The organism is Streptomyces lydicus, assembly GCF_004125265.1.
Classification (GTDB): domain Bacteria; phylum Actinomycetota; class Actinomycetes; order Streptomycetales; family Streptomycetaceae; genus Streptomyces; species Streptomyces lydicus_C.
Genome location: NZ_RDTE01000003.1, coordinates 7,825,916 through 7,842,470, shown reverse-complemented (window position 1 = coordinate 7,842,470; position 16,555 = coordinate 7,825,916). Strand labels below are relative to the sequence as shown.

The window sequence follows — 16,555 nt, the reverse complement described above, 5'->3', positions numbered from 1 at the left end:
CTACATCCCTTCGCTCGCCGCCTCCTGTGGCTCCCGTACGGCGGGCCGCCGGCCGACCGCCCAGGCGACCGGCCAGGTGTGCACCGGCTCCCCGGTGTGCATCAGCTCGCTGTAGCGCCGGGTCATCGCGGCGAGCGCGGCCTCCCGGTCCAGGCCCTGGCGCCGGGCGTGCCGGCAGGCCGCGGCCTGCCAGGACGCGCCGTTGACCCGCCGTCGGCAACGCTCCTCGATGATGCCGAGGTAGTGGTCACGGTCGGCGGGTTCCACCCCCCAGGCGTCCAGCCCGCGAGCCGCCAGGGGCAGCAGTTCCCTGCGCACCAGCCGTACGGCAGGGATCTCGGCGACCCCCCCGGCCCGTCCGGGGCGGGGCCAGTCAAGGGTGGCGTCGATGCCGTACCGGCAGGCGGCGTCGAAGTTACGGGACGCGGCGGCGAACGGGAGCCGCGACCAGAGGGGCCGCGGCTCCTCGGCCAGCGCCCGTACCAGTCCGTAGTAGAAGGCGGTGTTGGCGATAACGTCGGCGACGGTGGGGCCGGCCGGCAGTACCCGGTTCTCGACCCTGAGATGCGCGACACCGTCGGCGACCGCGTAGACGGGACGGTTCCAGCGGTAGATCGTTCCGTTGTGCAGTACCAGTTCGGCCAGGTCGGGGGCCCCGCCCTCGTCGAGGACCCGCAGCGGCTCCTGCGGTCCGCAGAGCGGCAGCAGCGGCTGGAAATAGCGCAGATTCTCCTCGAAGAGGTCGTATGCGGAGTCGATCCAGCGCTCGCCGAACCAGGTGCGGGGGCGTACCCCCTGGGCCTGCAGCTCGGGCGCCCGGGTATCGGTGGCCTGCTGGAAGACCGGCGGCCGGGATTCGCGCCACAGTTCACGGCCGAAGAGGAAAGGTGAGTTGGCGCCGACGGCCACCTGCACGGCGGCGATGGCCTGGGCCGCGTTCCAGACCGCGGCGAAGCGGCCCGGTGTGACCTGGAGGTGCAGCTGGACCGAGGTGCAGGCGGCCTCCGGCGCGATGGAGGGCGAGCGGGAGACCAGATGCTCGACGCCCCGGATGTCGAGTGCGAAGTCCTCGCCGCGGGCCGCCCGCATCTGGTCGTTGAGCAGGACATAGCGGTCGTTCTCGGAGAGGCTGGCGGCCGTGAGATCGGTGGCGTGCAGGGTGGGCAGAATGCCGATCATCACGATCCGGGCGGCGACCTCGCGGGCCTTCCTTTCGGCATAGGCGAGTCCGGTACGGAGTTCTTCGGCGAGCTGGTCCAGCACCCGCCCGCTCAATCGGTGCGGAAGGATGTTGACCTCAAGATTGCACTGCGCGAGTTCGGTCTGGAAATCACCGCTGGCGATGCGCTCAAGAACTTGAGAGTTCATCATCCGGGGCAGTCCGTCGGCGCCCGCAAGATTGAGTTCGATCTCCAGGCCCATGAGATTCCTGGGCCGGTCGAACCTCTCCTCCTCCAGGAGTCTCCGCAATCCTGCAAGACACTCGTGGAGCTTTCTTCGATAACGCTCCCGGTCCGCCAGGTCGATCCCGTCCGCGGCGACCTTCTCCCCCATCGAAGGGTCCCTCCTCGAGTGAACGGCCCGCGACCACGGACCACTTGGGGCTCTCCCGACTGCGGCGGGGCCCACGCTACGGACGATGATGCCCCGGCAATCTGATCGATAACGCCGCGGTGGCACGCCGGTACCGATAGGCTCGAATCGGACCGGCCTCCGGCACCTCCCTCAGGCATATCCGGATGGCGATCGCCTTCTGCATTTCCATCGTGAGAAATACCGGCGGGATCCGGCCTACCGCTCCGCCGAAGGAATACGAGGTGGCAGCGTAAAACGAGGCACAAAGCGGAAGAAAGCGCCTCACACAGCGGTCCGGATTTCCCCTTGCCCGAAATCCGCAAGACCGGTAGTCGAAACACTTTCAGAACATACGTCGTATAAACTCCGCTTACGAGGCAGAGACTTGGCGCCCAGCGTCCCGGCGTTCCCACCGGCACGGGGGCACAGCGACTGACCTCGCCGGGCCGCAGCCCCGGCCGGCCACGCTCTGACCCCGCACGCAGACACCGTCGTTTGCACCCTGCCACGCTCCACCGTGTCTCCGAAGTGAGAGGCGACCCACCATGCCGCTGCACCTTCCCCCTGCCCCCACGCCTGCTCTGCGTTGCGTCCTCTCCGCCCTCGGCTCCCCCACCGCGGTCCGCGAGGCCCCGGTCTCCGCGCTGCGCGCCCATCAGGGCCCGCTCAGCCCCGATCATCCGCTGCCCATCCATGTCTGGGACGACGTCAGCCGGACCGGCGGTGTGCCGCGGACCCGCCTGGCCGGCTGGCGTTTCCTGGTCCGCGGCGGGGAGCGGGCCGTGGCGACCGCCGAGGCCGTGCTCACCGCGGACGGCTGGGCCTTCGCACGGTTCTGCGGCGGCCCCTATGTCGCCGCGACCGAGCAGGCGCTGGCACAGGCCGAAGCACTCGCCACCCCGTACCAGCCGCGGCTGCTGTCCGTACCCGAGCTCTACATGCTCACCCTGTGGCTGCACCACGACATCGCCTCGGACGGCAGCGAAGGCCCGGCCGCGTCCGGCGACCTGCTGGTGCCCCTGGCGCCCGCCCCGCCGGGGATCGCCGCGCACCGCCCGCAGCGCATCGCCGACCTGCTCCCCCGGCTCACCCTGCGCCTCACGCCGGCCACCCCGCTCCTCGCCGAACCCGCCTGAGCCCGCGCCCCGGCCCCGGTTCTCCGTCGGCAGACACCGGCACCGTCACCGGCACCGTCCGTCGTCCCTCGTCATGAGCATGCCCCGCGGCCCCTTCGGGCCACGGGGCGCGCTGTCGCGCTCACCCAGGCGGGCTAGTCCGCGGCTACCACCCCCAACCCGCTTGGGGAGGAGTGCAATTGGGAGCAACCGCCCGCACGGGTGACACGTCCCTACCGAGTGAGTACCGCTGCTGCGAAATCCCTGCGGAATCCCGCCCGTGGGGCAACACTGGGTCCTACCGACGGAAACGGGGGGAGCGGCCATGCACACCTCATCGAGCCGCACAACGACGTTCACCACACCGCAGCGAAAGACAACTTCCATGTGCCAGCACCAACCGCCATGCCCGTCAGCCGACTCCACCGACCGGGAGGCCGCCCATCTCGTGGCGCACCACCCGGAGCAGGGCTGGAGCCTGCTCTGCAACGGCGTCCTGCTCTTCGAGGACACCGGTGAGCTGCTGCCGGACGGGCAGGTCATCGCCCCGCACCGCACTCGCGCCACCGCCGCCGCCTGACCCGCGAGCGCGGCACGCACCACAGGGCCCCCGGCAGATCTGCCGAGGGCCCTTGAATGTTGCGGTGAACCCGCTGCGGTAAGCCCGTAGCGGTGAGTCCGCTGCCGTGACTCAGCTGTCGTACGCGTCCAGCGGCGGGCAGGAGCAGACGAGGTTACGGTCACCGAAGGCACCGTCGATGCGGCGCACCGGCGGCCAGTACTTCTCCGAGGCCTCGACGCCGGCCGGGAAGACGGCCTCCTCGCGGGTGTACGGGTGCGGCCAGTCACCGCCGAGCGCGCCCGCGGTGTGCGGGGCGTTGCGCAGCGGGTTGTCGTCCTTGTCCCACTCCCCCGTGCCGACCTTCTCGATCTCCGCGCGGATGGCGATCATCGCGTCGCAGAACCGGTCCAGCTCGCCGAGGTCCTCGCTCTCGGTCGGCTCGATCATCAGCGTGCCGGCCACCGGGAACGACATCGTCGGCGCGTGGAAGCCGTAGTCGATCAGCCGCTTGGCGACGTCGTCGATGCTCACACCGGTCGCCTTGGTCAGCGGCCGCACGTCGATGATGCACTCGTGCGCGACCAGGCCGCCGGGGCCGGTGTAGAGCACCGGGTAGTGCGGCTCCAGGCGCTTGGCGATGTAGTTGGCGCTCAGCACCGCCACCTGGGTGGCGCGCTTGAGGCCCTCGCCGCCCATCAGGCGGACGTACGCCCAGGAGATCGGCAGGATGCCGGCCGAGCCCCAGGGTGCCGCGGAGATCGGGCCCACTCCCGTCTCCGGTCCCGCGCCGGGCTGCAGCGGGTGGTTGGGCAGGTACGGCGCCAGGTGGGCGCGTACGCCGACCGGACCGACGCCCGGGCCACCGCCGCCGTGCGGGATGCAGAACGTCTTGTGCAGGTTGAGGTGCGAGACATCGCCGCCGAACTTGCCGGGCTCGGCGAGGCCGACCAGCGCATTGAGGTTGGCGCCGTCGACGTAGACCTGGCCGCCGGCCTCGTGCACCGTGGCGCAGATCTGGGTGATGTGCTCCTCGAACACGCCGTGGGTGGAGGGGTAGGTGACCATCAGGACCGCGAGTTCGTCACGGTGCTTCTCGATCTTGGCGTGCAGGTCGTCGGCGTCGACCTCGCCGTCCTCACCGGTCTTGACGACGACGACCTTCATGCCGGCCATCACCGCGCTGGCGGCGTTGGTGCCGTGCGCGGAGGACGGGATCAGGCAGACGGTGCGCTGCTCGTCACCGTTGGCGCGGTGGTAGGCACGCACCGCCAGCAGACCGGCCAGCTCGCCCTGCGATCCGGCGTTGGGCTGGATGGAGACCTTGTCGTAGCCGGTGACGGTGGCCAGCCGCTCCTCCAGCTCCTGGATCAGGGTGAGGTAGCCCTGGGCCTGGGCGGCGGGCGCGAAGGGGTGCAGCTGCCCGAAGGCGGGCCAGGTGACCGGCTCCATCTCGGTGGTCGCGTTCAGCTTCATGGTGCAGGAGCCGAGCGGGATCATGCCGCGGTCCAGTGCGTAGTCCTTGTCCGCGAGGGTGCGCAGGTAGCGCAGCATCGCGGTCTCGGAGCGGTACCGGTGGAAGACCGGGTGGGCGAGGTAGTCGTCGCCGCGCAGCAGGTCCTGCGGCAGCGCTTCGGCGGCGGCCGCGTCCAGCTGCTCGACGTCGCCGTGCACGCCGAAGGCGCCCCAGACGCCGGCCAGCTGCGCGCGCCCGGTGGTCTCGTCGCAGGCGATACCGACGAGGTCGGCGTCGACCTGCCGGAGGTTGACACCGGCCTCGCGGGCGGCGGCGACGACCTCGGCGGCCCGGCCGGGCACCCGTGCGGTCAGCGTGTCGAAGTACGCGCCGTGCACGATCTCCACCCCGCCGGCCCGCAGGCCCTCGGCGAGGACCGCGGCGTAGCGGTGGGTGCGGTGGGCGATCGTCCGCAGACCCTCGGGGCCGTGGTAGACCGCGTACATACCGGCCATGACGGCGAGCAGCACCTGTGCGGTGCAGATGTTGCTGGTGGCCTTCTCGCGGCGGATGTGCTGCTCACGGGTCTGCAGCGCGAGGCGGTAGGCCTTGTTGCCGTCGGCATCGACGGAGACGCCCACCAGGCGCCCGGGCAGACTGCGGGCGAACTGGTCGCGGACGGCCATGAACCCGGCGTGCGGCCCGCCGAAGCCCATCGGGACGCCGAAGCGCTGGGTGGTGCCGACGGCGATGTCCGCGCCGAGCTCACCGGGCGAGGCCAGCAGCGTCAGGGCGAGCAGATCGGCGGCGACGGTGACGACCGCGCCCAGCTCGTGGGCCTGCTCGATGACGGCGCGCGGGTCGCGGACCGCACCGGAGGCGCCGGGGTACTGCAGCAGCACACCGAACACCCCGCGCTCGGCGACGTCGGCCGGGATGCCGTCGGACAGGTCGGCGACCACGACCTCGACGCCGGTGGGCTCCGCACGGGTCTGGATCACGGCGATGGTCTGCGGCAGACAGTCGGCGTCGACCAGGAAGACACCCTGCTTGACCTTGCCGACCCGGCGGGAGAGCGCCATCGCCTCGGCGGCCGCGGTGCCCTCGTCCAGCAGCGAGGAGCCGGAGGTGGGCAGACCGGTCAGGTCGGCGACCATCGTCTGGAAGTTGAGCAGCGCCTCGAGGCGGCCCTGCGAGATCTCCGGCTGATAGGGGGTGTAGGCCGTGTACCAGGCCGGGTTCTCCATGACGTTGCGCAGGATCACCGGCGGGGTGAAGGTGCCGTAGTAGCCGAGTCCGATCATGGACGCCAGCACCTGGTTGCGGTCCGCGAGGCCGTGCAGCTCCTGCAGCACCTCGGCCTCGGTACGGGCCTGCGGCAGGCCGAGTGCCTCTGCGCTCTTGATCACATCGGGAACGGCGGTGTCGGTGAGCTCGTCCAGCGATCCGAACCCGAGGTGCGCGAGCATCTTCGCCTGCGCCTCGTGGTCGGGACCGATGTGCCGGTGCTCGAAGGGGGTGCCGCGTTCCAGCTCGGTCAAGGAGATGCGATTGGTGGTCATCTGCGGGGGCCTCCTGGTCGTGCGACCTACGAGGGGCACCACGGCGCGGGTGCCCGGACGGCCTCCCCCTCTGTCATCTCAACCTGAGAGCTTCACCGGCCCGCGCGAGGCGGCCCGACTTTCACCGTCGGTGAGGAGGGGTCCCGGAGCTGTGCCTTCCGACGCCCGCCCTGCTTTCCAGAGTGACCTCGCCCACGCGGTACGTGTGCCTGAGAGATTCCGGGGAGGATTTGCTCCTTCGGCGCCCTCGCCGCGAACGACAAAGGACTCTCCCGCACGGGGTCTGCGGCCATTGGCCAGCCTACCAGCGCGGCACTCGAAGGATCCTTCGAGTGGCCAGGGCATGAAATGTGCCGTTTGGTTGTTGTCAGAGGGCAGTTGCGACCAATTGGAGGGACCGTGCAAACCGATATCGATCCCCGGAGCCTGATCGGCCGCAAAGCGTTCGACCGCAACGGCGCCAAAATAGGCACGATCGACGAGGTATATCTCGACGACGCGACGGGGGAACCGGAGTGGGCGGCCGTGCGCACCGGACTCTTCAGCCGGGACGCGTTCGTCCCCCTCGAACCCAGCAAGATGGTCGGTGAGGGCCTGCACATTCCTTACGACCGCAAGCTGATCAAGGACGCGCCGGACTTCGGCGTCGGCCGCCATCTCTCCCCTGAGCAGGAACTGCAGCTCTATCACCACTACCGACTGGATATCTCCTCCCCGACATCCGACCCGGTGTCCTCGCCCGGCTCCGGTGACAAGGACTTCGGCAGGATCGCCGGCTCGGACGACTGACCGTCCGCCGGCCCCCCGCCCACCAGCGGCAGGGGCTCCCCCGGCCGCAGCGCCGGATCCTCCACAGCAAAGGTCCGCACCCTCCCCGGTGCGGACCACGGCGTTTCGAAGCGTACGGTCACCCTCCCCACCCCGCTCCCCTGCACCCAGCCCGCGCCGTACTCGTCGTGCACCACGTCCAGTCCCGGGTGCCAGCGCCGCGGCCGCTCCTCCTCGGCCTCCGCCGCCACCGCCGCGCCACCGGGCTGCTCCGCCGCCGCTCTCGCGGCCTGCTCCGCCGCCTCCGCCTCCCGCTCCGTCGCGAACTGGGCGAACAGGTCCTCCTGTGTGAAGTCGGCCAGGCCGCTGACCCCCACACCCAGCAGCCGGACCCCGCCGGTGGTGTCCACCATCTCCAGCAGCCGCACGGCGGCCTCCCGTATCACCGCGGGGTCGTCGGTGGGCCCACGAAGCGTCTCGGAGCGGGTCAGCGTCGAGAAGTCGTAGTTGCGCACCTTGATGACCACCGTCCGCCCGGAGCGCCCGGCGGCCCGCAGCCGCTGCACGCAGCGGTCCGCCAGCCGCAGCACTTCACTCCGTACCCGCGTCCGGTCGGTCAGATCGACCTCGAAGGTGTCCTCGACCGAGATGGACTTCGCATCCCGCTCGGCCACCACCGGCCGGTCGTCCCGGCCCAGCGCCATGGCATACAGCCCGGCACCGTGCGCCCTGCCCAACAGCCGCACCAGCTCGGCCTCACCGGCCTCCGCGGTCTCCGCGACGGTGTGGATCCCGGCCCGGCGCAGCGTCTCGGCCGTCGCCGGCCCCACCCCGGGCAGCGTCCGCACCGTCATCGGGCCCAGCAGCTCACGCTCGGTACCGGGCTCGATCACCACCAGGCCGTTCGGCTTGGCCGTCTCGGACGCGATCTTCGCCAGCATCTTGGCGCCGGCCAGCCCCACCGAGCCGGTCAGGCCCGTGGCGGCACGGATCTCGCGGCGCAGTCGCTCCCCCACGGCCCGCGCGGCGGCCGTTCGAGGCGGCACCCCGCCCGCTTCCAGGTCGACGAACGCCTCGTCCAGGCTCAGCGGCTCCACCAGCGGCGACAGCGCGTGCAGCAGCCCCATCACCGTCTCACTCACCTGGCGGTACAGCGAGAAGCGCGGGGTGAGATAAGCGGCGTTGGGGCACAGCCGGCGCGCCTGGGCCGTGGGCATCGCGGAGCGGACCCCGAACACCCGGGCTTCGTACGACGCCGTGGAGACCACCCCGCGCACGCCGATCCCGCCGACCACCACGGGCTTGCCGCGGAGGCTCGGCTTGGCCGCCTGCTCGGCGGCCGCGAAGAACGCATCCATATCGAGATGCAGGATCGTCGGCGCGGGTCTCACATCTCCGATGCTGCCCCATGCCACTGACAATCGGCCCGTGCCGGGCCGGTGCGGCCGCCCGGGTCTCAGCCGGCCCGGTTACGCCGCCGCGCCAGCTCGTCGTGCGGGTTCTTCCCGATCAGGGTCTCGCCGGTGTCCACCCGCTCCCCGTGGAGCTGTGACAGCACGCCCTCCACGTCCCGCCACACCACGCCCACGGCGATGCCGAAGACGCCCTGGCCGCCCTGGAGCAGATCCACGACCTGGTCGGGAGAGGTGCACTCGTAGACCGTCGCACCGTCGCTCATCAACGTCATCCGCGTCAGATCCGCCAGTCCGCGCGCCCGCAGATGCTGGACGGCGGTGCGGATGTTCTGCAGCGACACCCCGGTGTCCAGGAGCCGCTTGACGATCTTCAGGACCACGACGTCCCGGAAGCTGTAGAGCCGCTGGGTGCCGGAGCCGTACGCCGGCCGGATACTCGGCTCCACCAGGCCCGTACGGGCCCAGTAGTCGAGCTGCCGATAGGTGATGCCCGCTGCCGCACAGGCGGTCGGGCCGCGATAGCCGATGTTCTGAGCCTCGCAGTCCCCCGACACCGCCGCGGCCGGTGCCGGGGCAGGGTCCGCTGCTGCGCCCGAGTGGAGCGGCAACGCCCCTTCCGCCGCCATACCGTCGCCGGTGATTGCCACGCCGCCCTCCGTCCTCCACGTCCCGGACGGGACCTGCCACATCGACGGTATGCAGTCACTCGGGGTGCGTCAACGATCGCCGCGCTCGCCACGCCGAGTGATAATCACCCTACGAGTGGTTTCTCGTGACCCCACACGGGGAACAGCTAGAGGTTTGGCCGGAAACAGGCGGTTCGCCTGGCCGGTATTACTGGCTGTTGGTCCCGAAGTCCTCGGGCGAGATCTGGTCGAGGAACTCGCGGAACTTCTCCACCTCGTCCTCCTGCTCGTCCGGGATGGCGATGCCCGCGTCGTCCAGCACACCGTCGGTACCGAAGATCGGCGTCCCGGTGCGCAATGCCAGCGCTATCGCGTCGGACGGACGCGCGCTGACCTCGACCCCGCTCGCGAAGACGAGTTCGGCATAGAAAACCCCCTCGCGCAGATCCGTGATGCGGACCTGCGTCAGTTCCTGGCCCACCGCTTCGAGCACATCCTTGAAAAGGTCATGCGTCAGCGGCCTGGCAGGGACCATGCCCTGCTGGGCAAAGGCGATGGCGGTGGCCTCCCCTGGCCCGATCCAAATGGGCAAGTATCGGTCGCCTCCCACCTCCCGCAGGAGCACGATCGGTTGGCTGGAAGGCATTTCCACCCGGACACCCACGACGTCGAGCTCGTTCACACAGCAACCCTAGGACGTGCCCGGCCGGTTTGGGTAGTCGGGCACTCGTTTGCTCACTACAGCCGGACCCGCAAAGCACTCTGGACCAGTGCCGCATGCAGCCGTACGGACAGCGTTGCCAGCTCTCGGGCAGTGGCTTCGGCATGGGCCCTGGTCTGCGGATTACGGTGCCGCCGAAGGGGTGCAACGACCTGCTCGACCAGGCCCGCCTCGCGCTCGGCGGCCGCCTTCACGGCGCGCAGATGCCGGGGCTCCAGACCGAAACGGCCGAGGTCCGCAACGAGCTTGGCCACCGTGACGGCCTCGATGTCGTATCCGCCCTCCGCATGAGGGACGATGAGTCCGTAGGACTCCCAGTCGGCGAGGGCCGCCTCGTCCACCTCCGCGGCGGCCAGCAGCTCCGCCCGGCCGATGCGGGCAGCCGTGGGGCGCTCCTCACCCGGTTCGTGCACGCCTTCGACGAGGTCGCGGGAGGGTGTGGCCGGAGCGGGCAGCTGCACCCGCTCACCGCGCTCCAGGGCGTCCAGATGCTCCCGGATGACCTTCAGCGGCAGATAGTGGTCCCGCTGCATCCGCAGCACGGCGGCCAGCCGCTCGACGTCCGCCGCGGTGAATTTGCGGTACCCGGAAGGCGTGCGCTTCGGCTCGACCAGTCCCTCGGCCTCCAGGAAACGGATCTTGGAGATGGTGACTTCGGGAAACTCCTCGCGCAGCAGGGTGAGCACCGTGCCGATGCTCACCGGCTTACCGTCCGAGGAGGCGGCGCCGGCAAAGCCGGCGCCGCCTTTCGGTGTATCGCGCATATGCCTTCCCCGGCCGGTCAGATACCGGCGCCTCGCTGGCTGGCGTAGAAGACCAGGCGGAACTTGCCGATCTGGACCTCGTCGCCATTGGCGAGAGTGACGGAGTCGATCCGCTCGCGGTTCACGTAGGTGCCGTTCAGGCTGCCGACGTCGGCGACCGTGAAGAGGCCGTCCGGGCCCCGGCGGAACTCCACATGACGGCGCGAGACCGTCACATCGTCGAGGAAGATGTCGCCCTGCGGATGCCGGCCCGCCGTCGTCAGCTCACTGTCCAGAAGGAAGCGGCTGCCCGAATTCGGACCCCGGCGGACGATCAGCAGCGCCGATCCCAACGGAAGGGCGTCGACAGCCGCCTGGGCCTCGGGGGACAGCGACGGCAGCAGATTCTGGCCCGTAGCCTCCGAGTCGTAGGCCTCCAGCCCCGAAATGGAGATGGTGGAGGTCGTCTCGGACGCCCGCTCGGGCTGAGCGCCCGGGCGCAGCGGCGCACCACAGTTGGAGCAGAACCGGCTCGCCTCGGCGTTCCGGTTCCCACACCTCGTACAAACCGGCAAGGCCGACCCTCCACCCGTGCGTGCGGCTGATGGTTCCTGGGAACCTATGCCGCCGGCACCGGAGGGGTCAACAGAACCCGCGCCGTACCCCCCGGACGGACCGCTGACCTCGTCACGGAAGAGCGGACGGTCCTCGGCGGCGCCACTCTCGTCGGGCCTTCCCGACGCACGGTGCCGCGCGGAGCCGCTGTCGCCATCCTGGCGGGCGCTCTTGCCGAACAGCTTTCCAAACAACTTCACGGGCGATTCCCCTTGAACGACATAGACCCGCCCGTGGGGCAGGACGAACCCTCGATGCACACACCGGCCGATCCGGACATCCTGTGAACGTCCGTGGCCTCCAGACAGTTTCCACCACACACCACACGCACGGTGCGTCGACCCCCCGCTACCTCATGCCCTCGCCGGGCACTCGTCATACGTGTACGCCTCACTGCGATGACGACCGAGCGTAGTCAGGCCGCTTCGCCTCTCGCAAGGCGTCCACAATGATCTTCTCCTCACGGGTCACAGACACCTTGGCCTGCTCCTTTTCCAGCGTCTGGACCACTCCGCCGGGGATGTTCAGCGCCGGTTCCAGGTCCTGCGGCTTGCCGATGACCTTGAAGCGGTACGGCTGCACGACGCGCTTGCCGTCGATCCCCACGCCACCCCGGAGATCCGAGAGAGAAGTGTTGGCGACGACCCGGACATCGTTGACCTGGATGGCCTCGGCGCCGGCCGCCCGCAGCTCCTGGATGGTGTCCAGCAGCTTGTCCGCCTCGACGGAGTGCGTCGGGTCGTCGATGGTCAGGTTGATGCCGGGCCCTTGCGCCGCGACGGTCCCGGCCAGCACACCCAGCTGCTGTTCCTTCTCCACGGTCTGCTTACGGGCCTCCTCGGCCTGGTCCGAGCTGTTCGCCAGCTCGGTCTTCTGCCCTTCCAGACGCCGCTGTTCGTCGGTCAACCGCTGGGAGCGATTGTCCAGCTCATCCAGAATGCGCACCAAGTCCTCCTGACGCGCACCTCGCAGCGCACTGCTGTCACTTGTGGAACGTACCTGAATCGCCAGGCCGAGGCCGAGAATGAACAGCAGCAACGCAACGATCAGTTGAGCCCGGGTCAGCCGCGGCGGCCACAGGCTCGCCACCAGCCGCTCCCGACCGCTCTTCGGGCGCTCCGCACTTCCGTTTTCGGCAACCGCCTCCGGAGTCGAGGAGTCTGCCCCTTTGTCGGCCTTGTGTCCAGCACTGTCCGGTTCCGGAGCTTCGGTATCTTCCTCGGCCTCCGCCCGCTCCCGAGTGCTCCGGCTCTCGGGCGGCAGCGGCCGCCGGTCGGCCGAGCCGCCGTCCTGGTCCCGCTCCGGCTGCTCCGGCTCCTTCTCCGGCTCGGCCTTCTTCTCGGACTCCGGCGTCACCTCGGACTCCGGCCGCTCCGCCTGCTCCGCCCCCGCCGGCTGCTCCGCCTGCTCCGGCTTCTTCTCCGGCTCCGGGATCTCGTCCGTCGACATCCGCCTCACGCCCTGAAGACGTGCCGGCGAATCGCGGCGGCGTTGGAGAAGATCCGGATGCCCAGCACCACGACGACGCCGGTGGAGAGTTGGGCACCGACGCCCAACTTGTCACCGAGGAAGACGATCAGCGCGGCGACGACGACATTGGACAGGAAGGAGACCACGAAGACCTTGTCGTCGAAGATCCCGTCCAGCATCGCGCGCAGACCGCCGAACACGGCATCCAGCGCCGCGACGACAGCGATCGGCAAGTAGGGCTCGACCACCGTCGGCACCACGGGTCGGACGACAAGCCCGACCACGACTCCCACGATGAGGCCCAATACGGCGATCACGATGTGCCCTTCCCTGTGTCGGTGCCGTCCGCCTTGGCGGCACCGGCCTGCGGCTTTGCGGTACGTACGATCAAACTGGGCGCGGGCGGCAGCCGGACCTCGTTCTCCACGGAAATCCTGGTGCGCACCCCGTAGTTCTCCTGCAGCACATGAAGGTACTGACCGTCGGCGCTGTCCTGGAAAGCGGTGCTCAGCCGTTGCCCGTCCCCCACCGCCAGCACCGTATAAGGCGGCACCAGTGGCTTGTTGTCGACCAGTATGGCGTCTCCTGCGGCTCTGATCGCCGAGAGTGACGTAAGCCGCTGTCCATTGACGGAGATGGCCTCCGCACCGGACGCCCACAGGCCGTTGACGACGCGCTGCATGTCTCTGTCGCGTACCCGCCCGGTGTCCGAAAACCCACTGCTCTCGCGCGGTCCGCCGCCGCTGGACTCCGCGTCCTTGGCATCGTCCACGACGAGTTTCACGCCGGGCCCGGAGACCTGGGTCGAACCGGCCAGCAGCCCCAGCAGCTCGGCCTTGTCGCTGCCGTGCTGCTTCAGCGCCTCGCGCTGCATCTTGCCGACGTCGTCCCGGAGGGCATCGACCCGCTGCTGCTGCCGGTCCGCCTCCCCGGTGCCCTTCTGGATGCGGTTGATCAGTTCTTCGCGCTCCTTGGCGAGCGTCGGTGCGGATATCCGCGCTTGCGCCGCCCCCACCGTCACCACCAGCGCGGCGAGCACCAGACCGGCCGCGAGGCCCAACTTCGCCCGCAGGGTACGCGGCAGACCGCGCACCCCGGCCTCGGACTTCCGGGCGGCCGCCTCGGCGTATCCGTCGTCGAGACTGTGATCCATCACATTGGTCAGCAGCGACATGGACGCATCGGGGCGCGCGGCCGGGGTGTTCGGGTTGCTCCGATCGGGGCGCTGCTGCGACATGCCGCACATCGTCGCACGTCGGCCGCGTGGTCTCCCAATGGCCCCACCGGCGTGCCGAGGCACGGGCCGCCGGTGGGGTCAAGGTCAGCGTCCTGCGCTGTCCACCACTGCGGACCATTCGTCCAGCAGTTGCTGGGCGGAGGCGTCGTCCGGGCCTTCCGCCCACAGGTGGGTGACCGCCTCTGCGGGGTCGGGCAGCACCAGGACCCAGCGGCCGTCGGGCTCCACGACCCGTACGCCGTCGGTGGTGTCCACGTCCCGGTCACCGGCCGCCTCGACGACATGCCGCATGACGAGCCCCTTGACCGCCCAGGGGGTGGCCAGGTCACGGCGCTGGACGTGCGCCCGCGGGATCCGTGCGTCGATCTGGCTCAGTGTGAGCTGGGTGCGGGCCACCAGGCCGATCAGCCGGACGAACGCGGCAGCGCCGTCGAAGACGCTGCTGAACTCGGGGACGATGAATCCGCCCCTGCCGTCCCCGCCGAAGACGGTGCCGTCCTCGCGCCCCACCCGGGTCAGATCGTCGGGCGAGGTCGTCGTCCACTCCACCTGCGTCCCGTGGTACGCCGCCACCTGCTCGGCGATCCGGGTCGTGGTGACCGGCAGCGCCACCCGCCCGGCTCGCCGCTCGGCCGCCACCAGATCCAGCATCACCAGGAGCGCGCGGTCGTCCTCGATGATCCGGCCGCGCTCGTCCACGAGGGAGAGCCGTTCGCCCACGGGGTCGAAGCGCACACCGAAGGCGGCCCGGGCCGAGGCCACGATCTCGCCGAGCCGGACGAGCCCCGAGCGCCGCGCGTCGGGCGTCTCGGTCGGCCGGGACTCGTCGAGCCCGGGGTTGATCGTCAGGGAGTCCACGCCGAGCCGTCCCAGCAGGCTGGGCAGGACCAGGCCCGCGCTGCCGTTCGAGGCGTCCACGACGACCTTCAGCCCGGACTCGCTGATGCCCGTGATGTCCACGGCCCGCAGCAGGGACCCGGTGTAGGAGTCGAAGACGCTGGCCGGGAAGATCAGATCGCCGATCTCGCCGGGGAAGGCGCGGCGGTACTCCTGACGCGCGAAGACCCGGTCGAGCTTGCGCTGCCCGGCCTGTGAGAGATCCGCGCCCCGCTCGTCGAAGAACATGATGTCGACGGAGTCCGGCACGCCGGGCGTCGTACGGACCATGATGCCGCCGGCACTGCCGCGGGCGGTCTGCTGGCGGGCGACGGGCAACGGGACGTTCTCCAGGTCGCGTACGTCGATGGCGCTGGCCTGCAGTGCGGAGATCACCGCGCGCTTGAGTGCCCGGGCGCCACGGGAGTGGTCGCGCGCGGTGGTGACCGTGGAGCCCTTCTTGAGCGTGGTGGCATAGGCGCCCGCGAGCCGTACGGCGAGTTCGGGCGTGATCTCGACATTGAGGATCCCGGACACACCACGGGCGCCGAACAGATGCGCCTGGCCCCGGGACTCCCAGATCACCGACGTATTGACGAATGCGCCGGCCTCGATGGTCTTGAACGGGTAGACCCGTACATTGCCCTGCACGATCGATTCTTCACCGATGAGGCATTCATCGCCGATGACGGCGCCGTCCTCGATACGGGCGGCCCGCATGATGTCGGTGTTCTTCCCGATCACACAGCCGCGCAGATTGCTCTGCGGCCCGATGTAGACGTTGTCGTGCACCACGGCACGGTGCAGGAAGGCACCGCTCTTGACGACGACATTGGAGCCGACGACGGTGTGCTCCCGAAGCTCCGCTTCCGCTTCGATCTTGGCGTAGTCGCCGATGTACAACGGCCCGCGGAGCACCGCGTCGGGGTGGACCTCGGCGCCCTCGGCAACCCAGACGCCGGGCGAGATCTCAAAGCCGTCGATCTCGACGTCGACCTTGCCTTCGAGCACATCGGCCTGTGCCTTCACATAGCTTTCGTGTGTGCCGACGTCCTCCCAATAGCCCTCGGCGATATAGCCGTAGATCGGCTTGCCTTCCTTCATCAGCTGCGGGAAGACATCGCCCGACCAGTCGACCGGCACATCGGGCTCGAAGTAGTCGAAGACCTCCGGCTCCATGACGTAGATACCGGTGTTGACGGTGTCCGAGAAGACCTGACCCCAGGTGGGTTTTTCCAGGAAACGTTCGACCTTGCCGGCCTCGTCCACGATGGTGATGCCGAACTCGAGCGGGTTGGGAACCCGTGTGAGACAGACGGTGACGAGGGCGCCCTTTTCCTTGTGGAACCTGATCAGATCGGTGAGATCGAAGTCGGTGAGGGCATCACCGGAGATGACGAGGAAGGCGTCGTCCTTGAGGGCTTCCTCGGCGTTCTTCACGCTGCCTGCGGTACCGAGTGGCTTTTCCTCATTGGCGTAGGTGAGCTCCATCCCGAGCTCTTCGCCGTCGCCGAAATAGTTCTTGACGAGCGAGGCAAGGAATTGCACGGTTACGACGGTCTCATTGAGACCATGCCGTTTCAGCAGCCTGAGTACATGCTCCATGATCGGCCGGTTGGCGACCGGAAGCAGAGGCTTGGGCATGCTGGACGTCATGGGGCGAAGGCGTGTTCCTTCGCCGCCGGCCATCACAACGGCCTTCATGTCGGAAGCGTCCTCCTCTAAGAGACGACGGTCTTGCCGACTTCACCTGTCCAAATCGCCCGCTGATCCTGTTTTCCGTACGGGCGCCGGGCCCTGGCACAACCTGCCGGTTC

General features: G+C 69.5%; 14 protein-coding genes and 2 riboswitches. Of the genes, 3 read left to right on the top strand and 11 right to left on the bottom strand.

Annotation, left to right across the window (positions count from 1 at the left end; all coding sequences use genetic code 11):
• Positions 1-1,554: a glutamate-cysteine ligase family protein gene (locus D9V36_RS37090; protein ID WP_129297626.1), complete on the bottom strand. Its 1,554-nt coding sequence runs from the start codon at positions 1,552-1,554 to the stop codon at positions 1-3.
• Between the two features lie 566 nt (positions 1,555-2,120).
• On the opposite strand from D9V36_RS37090, the gene D9V36_RS37085 reads away from it, so the two are divergent.
• Both D9V36_RS37085 and D9V36_RS37080 read left to right on the top strand, forming a co-directional pair.
• Positions 2,121-2,711, top strand: a complete 591-nt coding sequence (locus D9V36_RS37085; protein WP_129297625.1) for a hypothetical protein — start codon at positions 2,121-2,123, stop codon at positions 2,709-2,711.
• A 364-nt stretch (positions 2,712-3,075) separates the two neighbouring features.
• Positions 3,076-3,270, top strand: coding sequence for a DUF5999 family protein (locus tag D9V36_RS37080; RefSeq protein ID WP_182496663.1), 195 nt, complete (start codon positions 3,076-3,078; stop codon positions 3,268-3,270).
• 111 nt (positions 3,271-3,381) lie between these two features.
• On the opposite strand, the gene gcvP is transcribed toward D9V36_RS37080, so the two are convergent.
• On the bottom strand, positions 3,382-6,267 hold the full coding sequence (gene gcvP / locus D9V36_RS37075; protein WP_129297624.1) for an aminomethyl-transferring glycine dehydrogenase: 2,886 nt from the start codon (positions 6,265-6,267) through the stop codon (positions 3,382-3,384).
• Between the two features lie 60 nt (positions 6,268-6,327).
• A riboswitch (glycine riboswitch) is annotated at positions 6,328-6,454 on the bottom strand.
• Positions 6,455-6,552: riboswitch (glycine riboswitch) on the bottom strand.
• 114 nt (positions 6,553-6,666) lie between these two features.
• On the opposite strand from gcvP, the gene D9V36_RS37070 reads away from it, so the two are divergent.
• A complete protein-coding gene (locus D9V36_RS37070; RefSeq protein ID WP_176963700.1) occupies positions 6,667-7,056 on the top strand; it encodes a PRC-barrel domain-containing protein in 390 nt (129 codons plus the stop codon).
• Here the strand turns inward: D9V36_RS37070 and D9V36_RS37065 are convergent.
• The 9 genes from D9V36_RS37065 to D9V36_RS37025 all read right to left on the bottom strand — a co-directional run bounded on the left by D9V36_RS37065 (position 6,960) and on the right by D9V36_RS37025 (position 16,442).
• Positions 6,960-8,426, bottom strand: coding sequence for a DNA polymerase IV (locus tag D9V36_RS37065; RefSeq protein WP_129297623.1), 1,467 nt, complete (start codon positions 8,424-8,426; stop codon positions 6,960-6,962). The two genes, D9V36_RS37070 and D9V36_RS37065, sit on opposite strands and share 97 nt — an antisense overlap.
• A gap of 65 nt (positions 8,427-8,491) precedes the next feature.
• Entirely contained in the window at positions 8,492-9,097 is a 606-nt protein-coding gene (locus D9V36_RS37060; RefSeq protein ID WP_129297622.1) for a MerR family transcriptional regulator, read from the bottom strand.
• A gap of 187 nt (positions 9,098-9,284) precedes the next feature.
• The gene (locus tag D9V36_RS37055; RefSeq protein ID WP_006606439.1) at positions 9,285-9,758 is read right to left on the bottom strand and encodes a bifunctional nuclease family protein; all 474 of its coding nucleotides are present in this window, start codon (positions 9,756-9,758) and stop codon (positions 9,285-9,287) included.
• Between the two features lie 56 nt (positions 9,759-9,814).
• Positions 9,815-10,561 (bottom strand): transcriptional regulator FtsR, encoded by a 747-nt coding sequence (gene ftsR, locus D9V36_RS37050; RefSeq protein WP_093493101.1) that lies wholly within the window; start codon positions 10,559-10,561, stop codon positions 9,815-9,817.
• Positions 10,562-10,578: 17 nt separating this feature from the next.
• Complete coding sequence (locus D9V36_RS37045) at positions 10,579-11,427, bottom strand: FHA domain-containing protein (protein ID WP_241721386.1); 849 nt, start codon at positions 11,425-11,427, stop codon at positions 10,579-10,581.
• Positions 11,428-11,545: 118 nt separating this feature from the next.
• Positions 11,546-12,604: a DUF881 domain-containing protein gene (locus D9V36_RS37040; RefSeq protein WP_241721181.1), complete on the bottom strand. Its 1,059-nt coding sequence runs from the start codon at positions 12,602-12,604 to the stop codon at positions 11,546-11,548.
• Between the two features lie 5 nt (positions 12,605-12,609).
• Positions 12,610-12,942 (bottom strand): small basic family protein, encoded by a 333-nt coding sequence (locus D9V36_RS37035; protein ID WP_003984969.1) that lies wholly within the window; start codon positions 12,940-12,942, stop codon positions 12,610-12,612.
• Positions 12,939-13,871 carry a DUF881 domain-containing protein gene (locus D9V36_RS37030; RefSeq protein WP_206739774.1) on the bottom strand — a complete coding sequence of 311 codons (933 nt, stop codon included), beginning with the start codon at positions 13,869-13,871 and terminating at the stop codon, positions 12,939-12,941. The genes D9V36_RS37035 and D9V36_RS37030 overlap by 4 nt, the downstream gene beginning before the upstream one ends.
• Before the next feature lie 75 nt (positions 13,872-13,946).
• Positions 13,947-16,442, bottom strand: coding sequence for a mannose-1-phosphate guanyltransferase (locus D9V36_RS37025; RefSeq protein WP_129297619.1), 2,496 nt, complete (start codon positions 16,440-16,442; stop codon positions 13,947-13,949).
• Positions 16,443-16,555 lie beyond the last annotated feature (113 nt).